Raw genomic sequence first — 14,190 nt, forward strand, 5'->3', positions numbered from 1 at the left:
GTATCGGCCCCGCTCATCATACCCGTCTCCCCAGCCGACGAGCCACCGTGCAATGACCGCCTACTTCACGCCCGACACCTTCAGCTTCCTGAGCGAGTTGGCCGCGAACAACGACCGCGAGTGGTTTCTGGCCAACAAGTCGCGGTACGAGGCGGAGGTCAAGGAGCCGGCGCTCCGCTTCATCTCCGATTTCTCCATGCCCCTCGAGGAGATCAGTCCCCACTTTCGCGCCGACCCGAGGGCGAACGGCGGCTCGCTCTTCAGGATCTACCGCGACACGCGTTTCTCCCGGGACAAGAGCCCGTACAAGACCCACACCGGCATCCAGTTCCGGCACGAGGCGGGCAAGGACGCCCACGCCCCCGGCTTCTACCTGCACATCCAGCCCGGACACTGCTTCACGGGTTGCGGCTCGTGGCGCCCCGGCGGGCCGGCGCTCCGCAAGATCCGCGCGTCCATCGACGAGGATCCGGAGGCCTGGAAGCGGGCATCGCGCGACGCCGATTTTCGCGGGACCTTCGAGCTCTCCGGCGACTCGCTCGTCCGGGCCCCGCAGGGGTTCAGCGTGGACCATCCCCTGATCGAGGACCTGCGGCGCAAGGACTTCATCGCGGTCGTGCAACTGGGCGAAGAAGATCTGATGTCGGACGACTTTCTCGACCGGTTCAACGCCCTGTGCCGCACCGCCGCGCCGTTCCAGCGCTGGCTGTGCCAGGCGACCGGCGTATCGTACTGAAGGCGCTGGCCAACCGGCCCGGCTGGAGTGCCTGACCTGAATCACGGTCTTCAGGGGATCGTCGGGTTCGGGTACGGGGGGACTCGCGTCAGCCCCGGGATCCCGAACGAGCGCGACACGCCGATCACGATCTCGACGTTGGCGTGCCCATGGTCCCATTCGTCGAGCCTCGTGGCGAGGCCGAAGTCGAGGACGCTCCAGTTGCTGACCTGGAGGCGAGTACCGATCTCGGCCCAGACCCGCGCTCGCCCCGCAGCAACCGGAGCCTCCACGTAGAGGTCGGCCAGGATCGCCCGGCTGAACAGTCCCAGGGGGTAGTCCGCGCCGAGGCCGAAGCGCAAGTAGTCGCCCCCGTCGCCCTCGGCGGCGAACCGGTAGCCGCCGTTGCCGTGCAGACGGAGTCGACCCAGGGAGCGCGTGGCGATTCCCATCACGCCGAACTGCCAGTCCTCGTGGCCAACGGCGCCGGCACCCGGCGTGCTCGCGTTGAGGCGCACGGCGACAGCGGGGAGCGAGATCGTCTCGCGGGCCAGTCCGTACAGGACGTGGGCAGAAACGGACTCGATCCCGCCGCCAGTCCCGTGCGCCGACGAGCGTTCGACGCCGCCCTCGATCTCGACTCCGAACTGTCCGTTGCGGAACAGCCCCGTCTTGAACTCGAGCAGACCGAGCAAGCCGCGGTCGCCCTCTCCCAGCGAGCCGCGGAGCCCACTTTGGAATTCCCACTCCCGGAACTTGATCGGATACGCATCCTCGACGCGTGTCGGGCGGTCGAGTTCCGCGGCGCGAAAGTCCTCTTGAGCGGCGACCGGCGCCGGCGCGGCGGCGGACCCCAGTCCCAGAGCGATCGTCGCCGAAACGCCCCGTATGGCGGTCGCCACGATACTCCTCGCGGCGGCCCTCATCGGACACCTCGCTCCGAGACGCCAGCTGGCCGGCCCGCCTGGGGTGCGGGGAGCGGTCGCATGAACTCGCCCATCGGAGCCATCCGCGCCTCGGGGTGCCCCTGCGGCAGCCATCGTCCCGTTGGAAGCTCCGTCGGGACGCGCATCGCTCCGTCGCTCATGCGATGGTCCCCGCCCATCGGCATCCCGGGCGCTTCAACCGTGTCCTGACCCGCGTAGACCATCTGCCGCCGCAGGCGCTCGATCTCCGCTGCTTTCTCCGACAGGGAGTAGGAAGGCTCGGCCATGATGTCGTTCACCACATCGTGCATCATGTGGAGGTTGTCGAAGATGTGCGCGGCGGCCGGGAACAGGCGCGAGAAACGCGGCGCGACCTCGGCCGTGAGCGGCATGACGTGCGGAAGTTCCACGAGGACGGAGTCCGTGAAGACGTCGATCACCCGGTCGAGTTCCGCGCGCCGTCGATCCGGGTCGGTCTCCATCAGCGCCTCGTACACGGCCGCGTGGTGCCAGTGGTAGGCCCACAGAATCCCGTTGATGTCGGGGTACGCGATGCGGAAGTTGCCGGCCCACTCGCCGCCCCCCTCCATGAAGCGGTGTCCGTAGCCGCGTGTGGAGAACGCCGCCTCCGTCTCCGACAGGTAGTAGGCGATGGCCCGCTCTCCGGCCGTTCGCTTATCGGTGATCCGGTCGTCCGTGAGGATGTCGTAGAGCTGGGAGTGCAGCATGTGCGCCCAGTCCATCGACTGGGCGGTTTCGAACGCGACCCGCGTCCAGCGCGGCGCGATGATCTCCGCGGGCGGCTCGAACTTCGGCGGCTCCGCGATGTACGCCCGGACCCGGGCCTCGAACTCGGACATCCGTCCGGGCGTGTCCTGCCCCGGGCTCATCAGAATCTCGTAGGTGGCGAAGTGAGTGAAGTGCGCGGCGTAGAACGATCGAGCCGCCTCTTCGTGCGTGTCGTAAAACGCAAAATTGTACGGCGCGGCCAGGCGGTAGACGTCGTTGCGCTGAGCCGATCCGCAGGCGGCTGCGGCGAACGCGACGAACCCGACGATCCCCGCGGGACGCCGGAAGAGATGCGTGGATGGCATGGCTTGCCCCTCGTCTGAACGATGATACTCCACCGCGGCCCGCCATCGCAGCGGCGGTCGCGGCGCCTGCTGGACTACGTCCGTTCAGGCGGTTCTTGGAGGGGGCGTGTCCGGAGAGGCGCGCGAGGGAATCGGGGCGACGCTGCCCTGCAGCGCGGGATCCCATGCCTCCGAGAAGGCGCGGAAGCCGGCGCCGGTCTCCGCGAGTGACGCCAGGAGCACGACAGTGCACGCCATAAGCGTATGGCAGTCTCCCGGCGTCCCTGCCTCGTCACCCGCGACGGGGGTCAACGCCGCGGCGATCGCATGGTTGTGCGACGGGTGGTCGTGCGACCCCACCTCGCAGAGCGGGGCGCGCGCGTACGGCAAGACGACCGCGATCAGAAGCAGGGAGATGGCAAACCGGCGCATGGCCGCAGTCTACCGGGTCCTCGTCGATGTGTCGATGCCCGCGAACCCGGATCAGCCGACGCTAGCGCGCGGGCATGAAGAAGGCGTCGTTGTCCGTGATGACGGGGCCGCGGCCGATGTAACCCGTCAGGTCCGCCTCGGCCATCGCCACGTAGCCTGCGATGGTCTCCGGCGGCCCGAGGTCGCGGGTGACGATCGGGTTGGCGGCCGCCCGCGTGAGCACCGACTGCATCACGACGGACGACATCGGCTCCCGCGTCGCGACGACGTAGCTGTGCGTCGACCCGGTAGACCACAGCACCATGTTGGGGAAGATGTCCCATACGGTCCGCAGGATGTCGCGATAGTCGTCTTCGCGGACGCCGTGGATCGGGATCCACTGCATGAAGACGCCGTCCGCGGCGAGCCGGCTTTCGATCAACTGATAGAACTCGCTCGTGAACAGCGCCCATGAACTCGCGTTCGCGGGGTGCGTCGCGTCCACGGAGATGATGTCGTACGACTCCTCCGTCCGGAGAAGGAAGTTCCGCCCGTCCTCGACATGGAGCCGCAGCCGGTCGCTGTCGAGAACATCGTAGTTCTCCTCGGAGTAGACCGCGGCCGCCTCCATCATCTCGGGAGAAAGGTCGACGGCGTCGATGACCGGGATGTCGTGCGTGTTCATCGTCCCGGTTGCGATCCCGTTGCCGAAGCTGAGGACGAGCGCGTTGCGGGCGCCGGGCCGGAGCAGCGGCGGCAGATGTCCGAGCAGCCGGAAGGCCGACATGCTCGCGCGGTCCGTCGGCACTTCGTCGCGGCCGTTGACGAAGGAGATCTTGAAGTTGTCCTCCGGGACCTCGAGCACGGCGACGGTGGTCTCGACGCCCTCCTTGTAGAAGATGAGCCGGTCCGTCTCCGTGTAGTACGAGCCGAGATAGAAGCCGGTGGGGAGGATCGCGACGGCCAGCAGCGTGGCCACCATCGCGCCCGCCGGCGCAAATCGCAGCGTCCGCCGGCCCCCGCGGTCGAAGCGCAGGGCCACGGCCCCGAGTGCGAGGTTCAGCACCGCCAGCGCAACCGTCGTGTTGCGCAGTCCGAGGAGCGGCACGAGCACGAACCCCGCGCCGAGGGAGCCGGCAATCGCTCCCACCGTATTGAACGCGTTCACGCGGCCGATCCGAAGCCCGACGACTTGGGTCCGCTCGCGCGTGTACAGGCTCCCGACGACGGGGAACAGCGCCCCGAGGAGAAGGGTGGGAGGAAAGAGCGTGACAAGGGCGATGAGGAACTCGTAGGCGACGGTGTAGCCGCCGAACCAGTCCTCGAGGTGGAGCGCGGGAAGTCGCGCGAAGGCGTGGAGGATGATGACGGCGAGCAGCCCGAGCGCGAGCTGGATCGCCCCGAAGTGCCTCAGCGTCGCCCGTTTCCGCCGCAGGACCCAGCTCGCGCCGGCGCTTCCGAGCGCGAGCCCGGTGAGGAAGACCGTCAGCATGAGCGAGAACGAGTACGAGGCGTGCGAGGAGTGGATGTAGAGGATCCGCGCCCACACCACCTCGTAGCCGAGGGCGATGAAGCCGGAGATGCCGAAGGCGACCGCGACGTAGCGCAGCGCCCCGGCCGAGATCGGGAGCGCGCCTTCCGCGGGTCCGGTCGCGGGCCGGCCCCCAACCGCCGAATCCGTTGCGGAACCGCGGGCCCCGCCCACTGCGGAGTCGCCGGCCTCCCTCGCCGCGTCGCCCGCCAGCCGGGCCGGAGCCAGCCGGGTGAGCGCGAGGGCTCCCCCCGCGACGAGCAGATTGATCGCCGCGCCGAGGAAGATGGTCTCCCGCGCGCCCAGGTACCGGAGGAAGACGAGTCCGGTGAGGACGCAGCCCAGGGCGGCGCCCGCCGTGTTCACGAGGTAGAGCCGACCCACGTCGCTTCCCACGCGCCCGCCGTGAGTCGCGTAGATCCGGCTCATGACGGGCAGCGTGGCCCCGATGAGGAAGGTCGTCGGCGTGAGCACGGCCAGGGAGAAGACAAGCCGGCCCAGCGTGAGCCAGAAGCCTCCGGCCGGCAGGGCGTTGCTGAGCCCCGGATAGATTGTATGCAGGGCCCCGAGCAGGAAGGGCGACAGTGCGGCGAGCGCGGCGATCCCCACTTCGAGTGCCGCGTACGTGCGCAGGGGCCGTGCGTGCGCGTCGATGCGCCGACCCATCAGGTAGCTGCCGAGCGCGAGCCCGATCATGTAGGCCCCGATGACCGTGCTGTAGGCGTAGATGCTGACGCCGAACGTGAAGACGGACTGCCGCACCCAGGCGATCTGATAGATGAGCCCGCTGACCCCCGACAGGAAGAAGAGGGCCAGCAGCGCGATCCGCCGTACACGGCTATCGGACGTCATCGATCGGGGCATCCAGGGCGGCGGGTTCGTTCTGGACGGGAGATGAGGTGTCGGTCGGCGGCAACGTAGTCTGCCTGCCGGGCAGTCGATAGCCCGACCCGGTGCGCCGCGCCGGCCCAACGCCGGGCGCTTCCCGCCGTCTGGCCGCGCTCGGACCCGGACGACAGGTTTCGCAGGTGCCGACCACGCGATGATCACCCGCCGACTTGAGGAGCGTCCGATGCGAACGACAGCGATGAGCCTTCGGACCGCGGTGCTGGCCGCGGCCTTCGTCCCCCCCGCTCCCTCCCCGGCGTACGGCGCCGTTCCCGCGATGGCGGTGGCCGACCATCCGGCGGCCCAGGAAGTGACCGCGATCCGGGCCGGCCGACTCATCGACGGCACGGGCCGGCCGGCTCGCGAGAACCAGGTCATCATTGTACGCGGAGAGCGGATCGAAGCCGTGGGCGACGCGTCGGCCATCGCCATCCCGGACGGCGCCCGGGTCGTCGACCTGGGCGGCCACACCGTGATGCCCGGGATCGTCGACGCGCACGCGCACCTCTCGATCCGGCCCGACATTCGCACGCTTCGGGGTCAGCTGGAAGGCATGGAGCAGCACGACGCCATGCAGATGGCGCGCATCGTGCGGAACATCCGGGTCCAACTCATGTCCGGTGTCACGAGCATCTACGTGGTCGGCGAGGTCCATTACAACGACATCCAGGCGTCGCAGGCCGTGGAGCAGGGGATCATTCCGGGCCCCCGGATCTATCCCAGCGGGAACTTCATCTCGACCACCGCCGGCCACGGCCCGGCCGAGTACCGGACGACGAACGGGCCCTGGGAGATGCGCACATTCGTCCGACAGAACTACGAGATGGGCGCGCACCACATGAAGCTGACGATCACCGACCGCGCCAGGGTGGGTCCCAACAACGGCACCCCGTACGCTCCCGGCGAGAGCAACTACACGAAGGAAGAGATCGACGCCGCCGTGAACGAGCTGCACCGGCTCGGGATCGAGGCCACCGCGCACGCGAACGGTCAGTCAATCCGCCTGGCGGTCGAGGCGGGAGTCAACTCGATCCAGCACGGGGGGAACCTCGACGAAGAACTGATGGACCTCATGGCGAGCCGCGACGTGGGGTTCGTGAACACGTACACCATCGGCTTCCAGAGCGTCTTCAACGAGTGGGGCTTCCTCGACAACGAAGCGGGCGACATCGGCGACTGGCTCGAGCGCGGACGCCAGGTGCACGAGCAGGAGCTGTCACGGAACGAGGGTCGTGCGCAGCGGCGCGTGGCCCGCCTGGGACAGCTCAGCCGCTCCAAGGAGAAGGGGGTCAAGGTCGGCATCGGGACGGACAGCATGCACGGCTACATGCTGCTCGAAATGGAGAATCTCGTCGCCGCCGGGTTCACGCCGCTCGAGGCGATCACCGCGGCCACGGGGCTGAACGCCGAGATCGTGGGGATCGAGGATGAAGTGGGCACGGTCGAGGTGGGCCGCTTCGCGGACATCATCGCGATCGATGGCCGGCCCGACGAGAATATCCGCGACATGGGGAACGTGGCGTTCATCATGGTCGGCGGCCGCGACCAGTCCGCCCTCAGCTTCCGGTAACCGGCGCGTCTACCAGGAGCGTGACGCTTCGTCGTGGAGCGTGGTGGGCAAGCTGTAGGACTGTTCGAAATCGCCTACGTTGGAGATGTCGAGCATCTCCATGTAGTCGTAGCCTTGGTCGAGTTTGTGGAATCCCGGAATCCACTCCAGTGCCGCCCTCCTCAACCGGTGCTTCAACCACAGCAGGGGAACCTGCGGGACCTTCCCGGATGGGGGAAACAGGAACTGGTCGGCCAGCTCGTCTCCGACCAGTTCCCGGCAAACCTGGTAGATGAACGTGGCGAACGGCCGGCGTTCCTTGGGATCCTTTACACCCAGCAGGAGCGGGGCACTGTTTACGATGCTGTTCGCCATGATGATGGCGTCGTCGTCCGGGATGGGCTCGCACAGCATCCCGATCTCGAATCTGCGGCGCGCCACGTCATAATCCTCGAAGAGGAGCGCCTCCGGGACGCCCATGATCCAGGCGGTGTATCTCCACACATGGACGTAGCCTTCCCATTCCATGTCGCTGAATTTTGCGCCGAGGCGCTTGGCGTGCTGCAGGAGACGCGCCGAGAAAGTCGTGGAGGCGAGCATGATGTGAGCCGCACTGAGGGGCATGCCGTGAGCCGCCGCGTCCCATTCGTCCGAAGCCTCGAGCAACATCCTGGACTGTGCATGCACGAGTCGGATTCGAAGCGTCAGCCTCCAGCCATCCCCGCCCGGTTCCATCCCGCCCGGGAGATACTGGTCGGCGAGGTGCAGCAGGTTCTGGCGAAGGCGGCGAACCCCGTTCTGCGTGATGCGCCCCCGGATCCTGAAGGACTTGCTGATCAGCGTCGAAAAGCCCTCGACGATCGCGGCCCCGGCCAGGGCTGCCGGAATGATGTTGGAATTGCGGATGAAGCCGCGCGTAGCCGCCTGGGCGAGGTCCGGATCGTACCAGTCCGGAACGACGGATACCTCGGCCACCAGTTCCCTGAGAGAGTCCGGGAGACCATCGGGCAACCGGAACGGATCCCGCAGGGCGGACGCTATGAGCGCGTGTACCTCGCCGGGGGCACAGGACGCCGCAAGATCCTCGACGACCCGATCGGCAAGGGGATCTCCGAGCGTGGTATGACGGATGTAATCGTCCGCAAGCCGGGAATCGATGGCCCGCGCGGCCTCGTACCCGGGAACGTAGCTGGACGGAATCCTCATACGTGAGTTGATCTCATCTCCCCAATTCAACCCAAATGTCTCCCCATCTCAACCGAAGAGAATACGTTCGGACAACGAATGGCAAAAGTTTCGGGGACATGACGCCCGGGATCCGTCCGCCCGGCGCTCTGGCGAATCGGTCGCGCGCGGCGTAAACCGTTAGGCCTGCGAGCGTCGACAGTCAGGCCTGCGAGCGTTGGCTGAGGGGAGGTGGGACACATCACGGAAGAGCGCCGTGTGAGTGACGACGGTCACTTCGACCGAAGCAGTGTCCGGGGCCCCATCGGCTTCATGGCGAAGAACGGCATCGCCGCAAACGTGGTCATGCTGTTCCTCGTCCTCGCCGGCCTGGCCTCGGCCCGGAACCTGGTCCAGGAAGTCCTGCCCGATTTTTCCCTGGACCGCGTCCAGATCGTCGTACCCTATCCCGGTGCGGCTCCCGAGGAGGTCGAGGAATCCATCGTCCGCCGGATCGAGGAGCAGATCCGGGCGGTGGACGGCCTGAGCCGGGTGGAAGCCACCGCGTCCGAGGGGCTCGCGTCGGTGATTGCGGAGTTCACCTCGGGAACGGACGTCAACCGCGCCCTCAACGAGGTGAAGGCCGAAGTCGACCGCATTCCGACCTTCCCCGCCGCCGCCGAACGGCCCGAGATACGGGAGATCACGAGTCGGCAGAGCGTCCTTCGTCTCCTCGTGTACGGCGATGTCCCGGAGCGCACGCTCAAGGAGCTGGCGTACGGCATCGAGGAGGGCCTCTCCGCCCTTCCCGAGGTGTCGCTGGCCGAGATCAGCGGCGCCCGTCCGTATGAGATCTCGATCGAGGTGCCCCAGAGACGGCTCCGCGCCCTCGGTCTGACTCTGGACGACATCGCGTTTGCGGTGCGGCAGAGTTCGCTCGAACTGTCCGCCGGCCGGGTATCCACCAGTGGCGAGGACATCCTGGTTCGCACGCTGGGGCAGAACTACGAGCAGGTGGATTTTGAGGAGATCATCCTCCTCGGCCGTCCGGACGGCACGTCGGTGCGGCTCGGCGAGGTCGCGACGGTGCGGGACGGCTTCGCCGACACCGATCTGAGCGTGCGCTACAACGGGCAGACCGCGGTTCGGGTCGATGTCTACCGGACCTCCGATGAGCAGGTGCTGGACATCGCCGAAGCCGTAAAGCGGTATCTCGACATCGAAGTCGTGCCGGCCCTGCCCGAAGGCGTCTCGGTGGACCTGTGGAAGGATGATTCGGAGGAAGTCAGCGGGCGTCTCGGCCTCATGACGGAGAACGCTCTGATCGGGTTCGCGCTCGTCTTCGTGGCGCTGGCGCTCTTCCTGGAGATCCGACTCGCCATTTGGGTGGCCGTGGGTTTGGCCGTCTCCTTCATGGGCGCGTTCCTCGTGATGGGCTTCCTGGGCATCTCGATCAACATGTTCTCGCTGATGGCGCTCGTGCTGGCGCTGGGCATCGTCGTGGACGACGCGATCGTCGTTGGAGAGAGCATCTTCGCGGAGAGAGAGCGGGGATACCGGGGACTTGCGGCCGCCATCCGCGGCACGCGCCGCGTCAGCACTCCCGTCATATTCTCGGTTCTCACGACGATCACGGCCTTCGCCGCGCTGCTGAACGCCCCCGGCCCGCAGGGAGAACTCGGCCGCGGGATTCCACTCGTGGTGATCGCGGTGCTCGTGATCTCGCTGATGGAATCGCTGCTCGTTCTCCCGAACCACCTCTCCCACCTGGCGGCCCCCGGCCGCGTGCGGAGGTCCGGCGCCGCCCATCGGATGCTGGAGCGGGCCCAGGGTGCGGTTGACCGGACCATGAAGCGAATCGCGGACGGACCCCTCGACCGCGGGCTCCGCGTTGCGACGGAGCAGCCCTCCATCATCCTCGCCGCGGCGGCCGGTCTGCTCGTGATCTCGATGGGGACGGTGGCGTCGGGCATCGTACCCAACCAGTTCATCACCCCGATCGAGGGCGATGTCGTCTCGGCGAACCTGGAGATGCCGACGGGGACCCCGGCCGAGCGCACCGCCCGGATCGTCGCGGAAATCGAAGCCGCGGGACACCGGGCCGTGGCCCGCCTCGCGGAGGATGAGGCTGGAGGCGAGGATCCGCTGGGGTTCGACGTCGCCGTCACCGTGGGCGAGTTGGCGGCGCTGTACGATCCTCTCGGCGGGGACGCGGTGGAGGCGGCTCGAGGCCACCTCGGCACGGTGCAGTTCAAGCTCCACGACTGGAACAGCCGGGGCATCGCCGCGTCCACCTTTGAACGCGTGTGGCGGGAGGAGGTCGGCGTCGCGGCCGAAGCGAAATCGCTCTCGATCTCATCGAACCTTCTGGGTCTGGGGCTGCCCGTTCACTACGAACTGTCCCATCCGGATCCGGATCGCCTGGAGGCTATTGCGGGTGAATTCGCGGCTGAACTGACGGCCATGGAGGGGACCTTCGACGTTCGGAGCAACCTCGATGAAGGGTTTCGGGAGCTTCAGTTGGAGTTGAATCCGGAGGGCCGCTCCCTGAACCTGACGCTCGACCGCTTCGCGACGCAGGTGCGCTCGGCCTTTTTCGGGACGGAAGCGCTCAGGGTGCCTCGGGGGCGCGAAGACATGCGCGTGTGGGTCCGGCTTCCCGAGGAGGAGCGTAACTCGGCGGCCGACGTCGAGAACTACCTCGTCCGCACGCCGGGGGGCGAAGTGCCGCTTGGTCAGATCGCGTCCGCCGGATTTTCCCGCTCGTCAGCCGCCATCCACCGGGTCGACGGACGCCGCGCCGTGACGATCACCGCGGACGTGGATCCGCGCATCGCCACTGGCCAGCAGGTGAACGCCAAGCTGGACAACGAAGTCCTCGCGCGACTGACGGGCGAGAACCCGGATCTCGCCTACACGTACGGCGGTCAGAGGAAGGAGCAGGATCACGCGATCTCCGTGCTGGGCCGGTCGCTCATTCTCGCTCTCCTCATCATGTACAGCCTGATGGCGATCCCGTTCGGCTCGTACACGCAGCCCCTCATCATCATGGCCGCCGTTCCGCTCGGCGCGATCGGCGCGCTCGCCGGCCACATGCTGCTCGGTCTCAGTTGGGGACTGTGGTCGCTGTACGGACTCGTCGGCGTCTTCGGCGTGGTCGTGAACGACTCGCTCATGATGATCCGGTTCATCAACGACCTCAGGGACTCCGGCCTCGAGCCCGCGGATGCGGTCATCAGCGGGGCCAAGGAGAGATTCCGGGCAATCATGCTCACGTCGATTACCACATTCCTGGGCGTGGCCCCGCTGGTTTTCGAGACGAGCACGTACGCTCAGCACCTCGTTCCGCTGGCGACCTCCGTCGGCTTCGGCGTGTTCATCGCTACGATCCTCCTCATGGTCGTCGTGCCCGCGCTGGTGATGACGCAGTACAACCTCGAGGCGCGGCGGGAACGCTGGCGGCTGGCGCGCGCCTGATCGCCGGCTGCCGAATCGCGGTGGCTGTCAGGCGCCCCGGGCGGCGAGCCGCCGGCAGTACCGCGCGATCCAGCGATTGGAGAAGCCGAAGAGCTTCGCGCGGCGCGTGATCGCGAGGACCTCCCGCCGGGACATCTTCGTCTCCCGGTCCAGCACCTCCGGATTCGTGCGGCTGATGGCCAGGGTCCGCACGGCGAAGAGGAGCGGGAGCAGGCAGAAGAGGCGCACCCGGTGGTACCGTCGTGGGATCATCCGCATGTAGCTCCGCGCCGCCGCCAGGTGGCGGTCGGCCTTCTCCACGAGTCGCTCGAGCACGGTCATCGCCGCCGCGTGGTTCGCGGGCTCGAACAGTTCGCGGGGATCCATGCCGTCGGGGAGGAAGGACGCGGGCACGTACACCCAGCCGCGATGCCGGTCTTCGTGCAGCCCCCTGATCACGTTGACTGTCTGCAGCGCGAGGCCGAACTCCCGTCCCAACGCCATCATTCGGGCATGGTCCCTCCCGACGCCCGGCAACCGATGGACGAACAGTTCCGTCAGCAGATGGCCCACCCGCCCCGCGACCTCGTGCATGTAGTCGTCCAGATCCTCCTCGGTCTCGAACTTCGACCCCCGCTCCGTCCACCGCGCCATCCCGGCGCTGGATTCCCGCACTCGGCGCACGACGATCTCCCGGGCCTCGGGCGCCAGACGGTCGAGTCCCTCCAGAACGCGCGCCGTGTGCCGGGCCACGGACGCGTCCGGGGTGTCTTCCGCGGCTTCTCCCAGGCGATCGATGAGCGCCGCGCGACCGGGACCTCCGTCGAGCACGCGCCGCCACTCTTCCAGCAGGAAGACCTTCTCGTCCCCCGCGATTTCCTGGTTGTCCTCCAGGTAGTCGGAGACGCGCAACAGCAGGTAGGCCACGGTGATCTCGCCCCGCAGCGGGTGCGGGAGGATCTCGATGCCGACCGCAAACGTGCGGCTCGCACGCACGAGAAGTTCGTGAAGGGTGGTCATATCCCGGGACGGCTCCGGGTCAAGAAACGGTCGCGCGCGGTGATGCCGACCCGGATCGCGCGGCGCGACACTTCCCGCGCTTCCATCGCCCGGTCGAACGCGTTCTGCACGCCCGGCATCGCCTCCGTCTCCTCCGGCCGCATCACGTAGGCGACACGCTCGAGCAGCCGGTCCATGAGCCACCATGCCACGTCCCGTAGCGTCGTGACGCCGGGCGTGACGACTTCGTTCGAGAGGGCCGTTCCGCGAGTTCGCGCGAGATCTCGCCCGCCTCGGCGAAGCCCGCGATCTCCGATGCGACGCGGCGTGACCCGAAGTCGGAGACGAGCTTCTCCGCGGAGACGAAGCGCGACGCCCACGGTTCGCCCAGCGTCTCCGCGAGGTGCTGGTAACCGGTATGGGAGAGTCCGTCGGCCGCGCCGATGTTGGATCCCATGTTGAGGCCGATCCGCTCCGGATCCCGCTCGGCGACGAACTCCCGAAGATCGAAGTTGCCGCTGACGATGTCGTAGGCGCCGTTTCCGGCCAGCAGGTATCCGCCGATTCCCAGGGCGGCGCGTTCGACCCGGTCTCCGCCGCGGTCGGTGAAGATGTAGTACCCGATGGGATTCACGTACCCGGGCCCGAAGTCGGGGGTGAGCGGATCGTCGAGTCCCTCCTTGCGCACGGTGATCCACATGTCGATCCCGTTCTCGCGCATCTCTTCTAGAGATCTCTCGGCCAGAGTTGCGGCTGCCCCTCCAGGGATACGGCTCCAAAATCGCCCAAGTCGACAGTCGCAATCGCCCGCGCGCGTAGGCGTTCGGCCACGGCCATGACCACGCCGTCCACCAGCCCGAGACGCAGAGAACGGTAGGATACGTTCAACTCCTCCGCTCGCTGCAGATCGGCGAATCTTCCCCACTCGATGGTGAACTTTCCACGGGCGAGGTCCTCACGCAGAGCAGCCGCTACACCCCGCCCCAGCCTCGCTGCGGCGATGTAGTCCAGTTCCGGGAGGATGGCCCAGGGGAGGATCCACTCTCCGGGTCGCAGCTCGTAGGCATCGCGTAGCGTGTCATGATCCCGTGCCCCGCGGTCGAGCAGCGCCACCATTGCGCTGGTGTCCGCGACAATCACGCGCGGTCGCCGTGCTGCCCGGTGCGGCCGTCCGGCGCTCCCGGTTCACCGTCCGCTTCCAGCCCGTCTCCGACGGGCGTGTCCTCACCGAATCCGTGGAGGTAGTCTTCGTATCGTTCGGCCAGATGCGGCATGCCGCTGTCGCCCATTCCGATGCTGCGCGGCAGAAGGGCCCGTACCTTGCGTGTGGTGTATTCGCCCACCGCTTCACGGATCAGTTCCGCCGCCGAGCGGTTCTCGGCGTCGGCGATTGACTTCAGCCTCCCGTAGTCCGTCGCGCGCAGGTAAACCGTCGTCTTGATTCTACTCATTTGTATATGGTATATGGCTACCAGCCA

Annotated in this window: 13 protein-coding genes; 3 read left to right on the plus strand and 10 right to left on the minus strand. The window is 67.4% G+C overall.

Features of this window, described 5'->3' with window-relative positions; translation table 11 throughout:
* Positions 1-52 precede the first annotated feature (52 nt).
* Complete coding sequence (locus tag RN729_RS12695; RefSeq protein WP_310785324.1) at positions 53-736, plus strand: DUF2461 domain-containing protein; 684 nt, start codon at positions 53-55, stop codon at positions 734-736.
* A 50-nt stretch (positions 737-786) separates the two neighbouring features.
* On the opposite strand, the gene RN729_RS12700 is transcribed toward RN729_RS12695, so the two are convergent.
* The 4 genes from RN729_RS12700 to RN729_RS12715 form a co-directional block, all read right to left on the minus strand.
* Positions 787-1,641 (minus strand): hypothetical protein, encoded by an 855-nt coding sequence (locus tag RN729_RS12700; RefSeq protein WP_310785326.1) that lies wholly within the window; start codon positions 1,639-1,641, stop codon positions 787-789.
* The gene (locus RN729_RS12705; protein ID WP_310785328.1) at positions 1,638-2,735 is read right to left on the minus strand and encodes a hypothetical protein; all 1,098 of its coding nucleotides are present in this window, start codon (positions 2,733-2,735) and stop codon (positions 1,638-1,640) included. The genes RN729_RS12700 and RN729_RS12705 overlap by 4 nt, the downstream gene beginning before the upstream one ends.
* Positions 2,736-2,819: 84 nt before the next feature.
* The gene (locus RN729_RS12710) at positions 2,820-3,146 is read right to left on the minus strand and encodes a hypothetical protein (RefSeq protein ID WP_310785330.1); all 327 of its coding nucleotides are present in this window, start codon (positions 3,144-3,146) and stop codon (positions 2,820-2,822) included.
* 61 nt (positions 3,147-3,207) lie between these two features.
* Positions 3,208-5,508, minus strand: coding sequence for a fused MFS/spermidine synthase (locus tag RN729_RS12715; protein WP_310785332.1), 2,301 nt, complete (start codon positions 5,506-5,508; stop codon positions 3,208-3,210).
* A 220-nt stretch (positions 5,509-5,728) separates the two neighbouring features.
* Here RN729_RS12715 and RN729_RS12720 point away from each other — a divergent pair, with 220 nt between their 5' ends.
* Positions 5,729-7,114 (plus strand): amidohydrolase family protein, encoded by a 1,386-nt coding sequence (locus RN729_RS12720; RefSeq protein WP_310785334.1) that lies wholly within the window; start codon positions 5,729-5,731, stop codon positions 7,112-7,114.
* Between the two features lie 9 nt (positions 7,115-7,123).
* Here the strand turns inward: RN729_RS12720 and RN729_RS12725 are convergent, their stop codons facing one another.
* Positions 7,124-8,299 (minus strand): oxygenase MpaB family protein, encoded by a 1,176-nt coding sequence (locus tag RN729_RS12725; protein ID WP_310785336.1) that lies wholly within the window; start codon positions 8,297-8,299, stop codon positions 7,124-7,126.
* Between the two features lie 237 nt (positions 8,300-8,536).
* Between RN729_RS12725 and RN729_RS12730 the strand changes: the two genes are divergently transcribed.
* A complete protein-coding gene (locus RN729_RS12730) occupies positions 8,537-11,734 on the plus strand; it encodes an efflux RND transporter permease subunit (RefSeq protein ID WP_310785338.1) in 3,198 nt (1,065 codons plus the stop codon).
* A gap of 27 nt (positions 11,735-11,761) precedes the next feature.
* Here the strand turns inward: RN729_RS12730 and RN729_RS12735 are convergent, their stop codons facing one another.
* Genes RN729_RS12735 through RN729_RS12755 form a run of 5 tightly spaced genes read right to left on the minus strand, consistent with a single transcriptional unit; the run spans position 11,762 to position 14,163 of the window.
* A complete protein-coding gene (locus RN729_RS12735; RefSeq protein ID WP_310785340.1) occupies positions 11,762-12,733 on the minus strand; it encodes a squalene/phytoene synthase family protein in 972 nt (323 codons plus the stop codon).
* Positions 12,730-12,909 (minus strand): hypothetical protein, encoded by a 180-nt coding sequence (locus RN729_RS12740; RefSeq protein WP_310785342.1) that lies wholly within the window; start codon positions 12,907-12,909, stop codon positions 12,730-12,732. The genes RN729_RS12735 and RN729_RS12740 overlap by 4 nt, the downstream gene beginning before the upstream one ends.
* Complete coding sequence (locus RN729_RS12745; protein WP_310785344.1) at positions 12,876-13,433, minus strand: hypothetical protein; 558 nt, start codon at positions 13,431-13,433, stop codon at positions 12,876-12,878. The genes RN729_RS12740 and RN729_RS12745 overlap by 34 nt, the downstream gene beginning before the upstream one ends.
* Positions 13,434-13,438: 5 nt before the next feature.
* Positions 13,439-13,852 carry a PIN domain-containing protein gene (locus tag RN729_RS12750; RefSeq protein ID WP_310785346.1) on the minus strand — a complete coding sequence of 138 codons (414 nt, stop codon included), beginning with the start codon at positions 13,850-13,852 and terminating at the stop codon, positions 13,439-13,441.
* Positions 13,849-14,163: a CopG family transcriptional regulator gene (locus RN729_RS12755; protein WP_310785347.1), complete on the minus strand. Its 315-nt coding sequence runs from the start codon at positions 14,161-14,163 to the stop codon at positions 13,849-13,851. Before RN729_RS12755 ends, RN729_RS12750 begins: the two co-directional genes overlap by 4 nt.
* Positions 14,164-14,190 lie beyond the last annotated feature (27 nt).

Source organism: Candidatus Palauibacter polyketidifaciens, assembly GCF_947581785.1.
Classification (GTDB): domain Bacteria; phylum Gemmatimonadota; class Gemmatimonadetes; order Palauibacterales; family Palauibacteraceae; genus Palauibacter; species Palauibacter polyketidifaciens.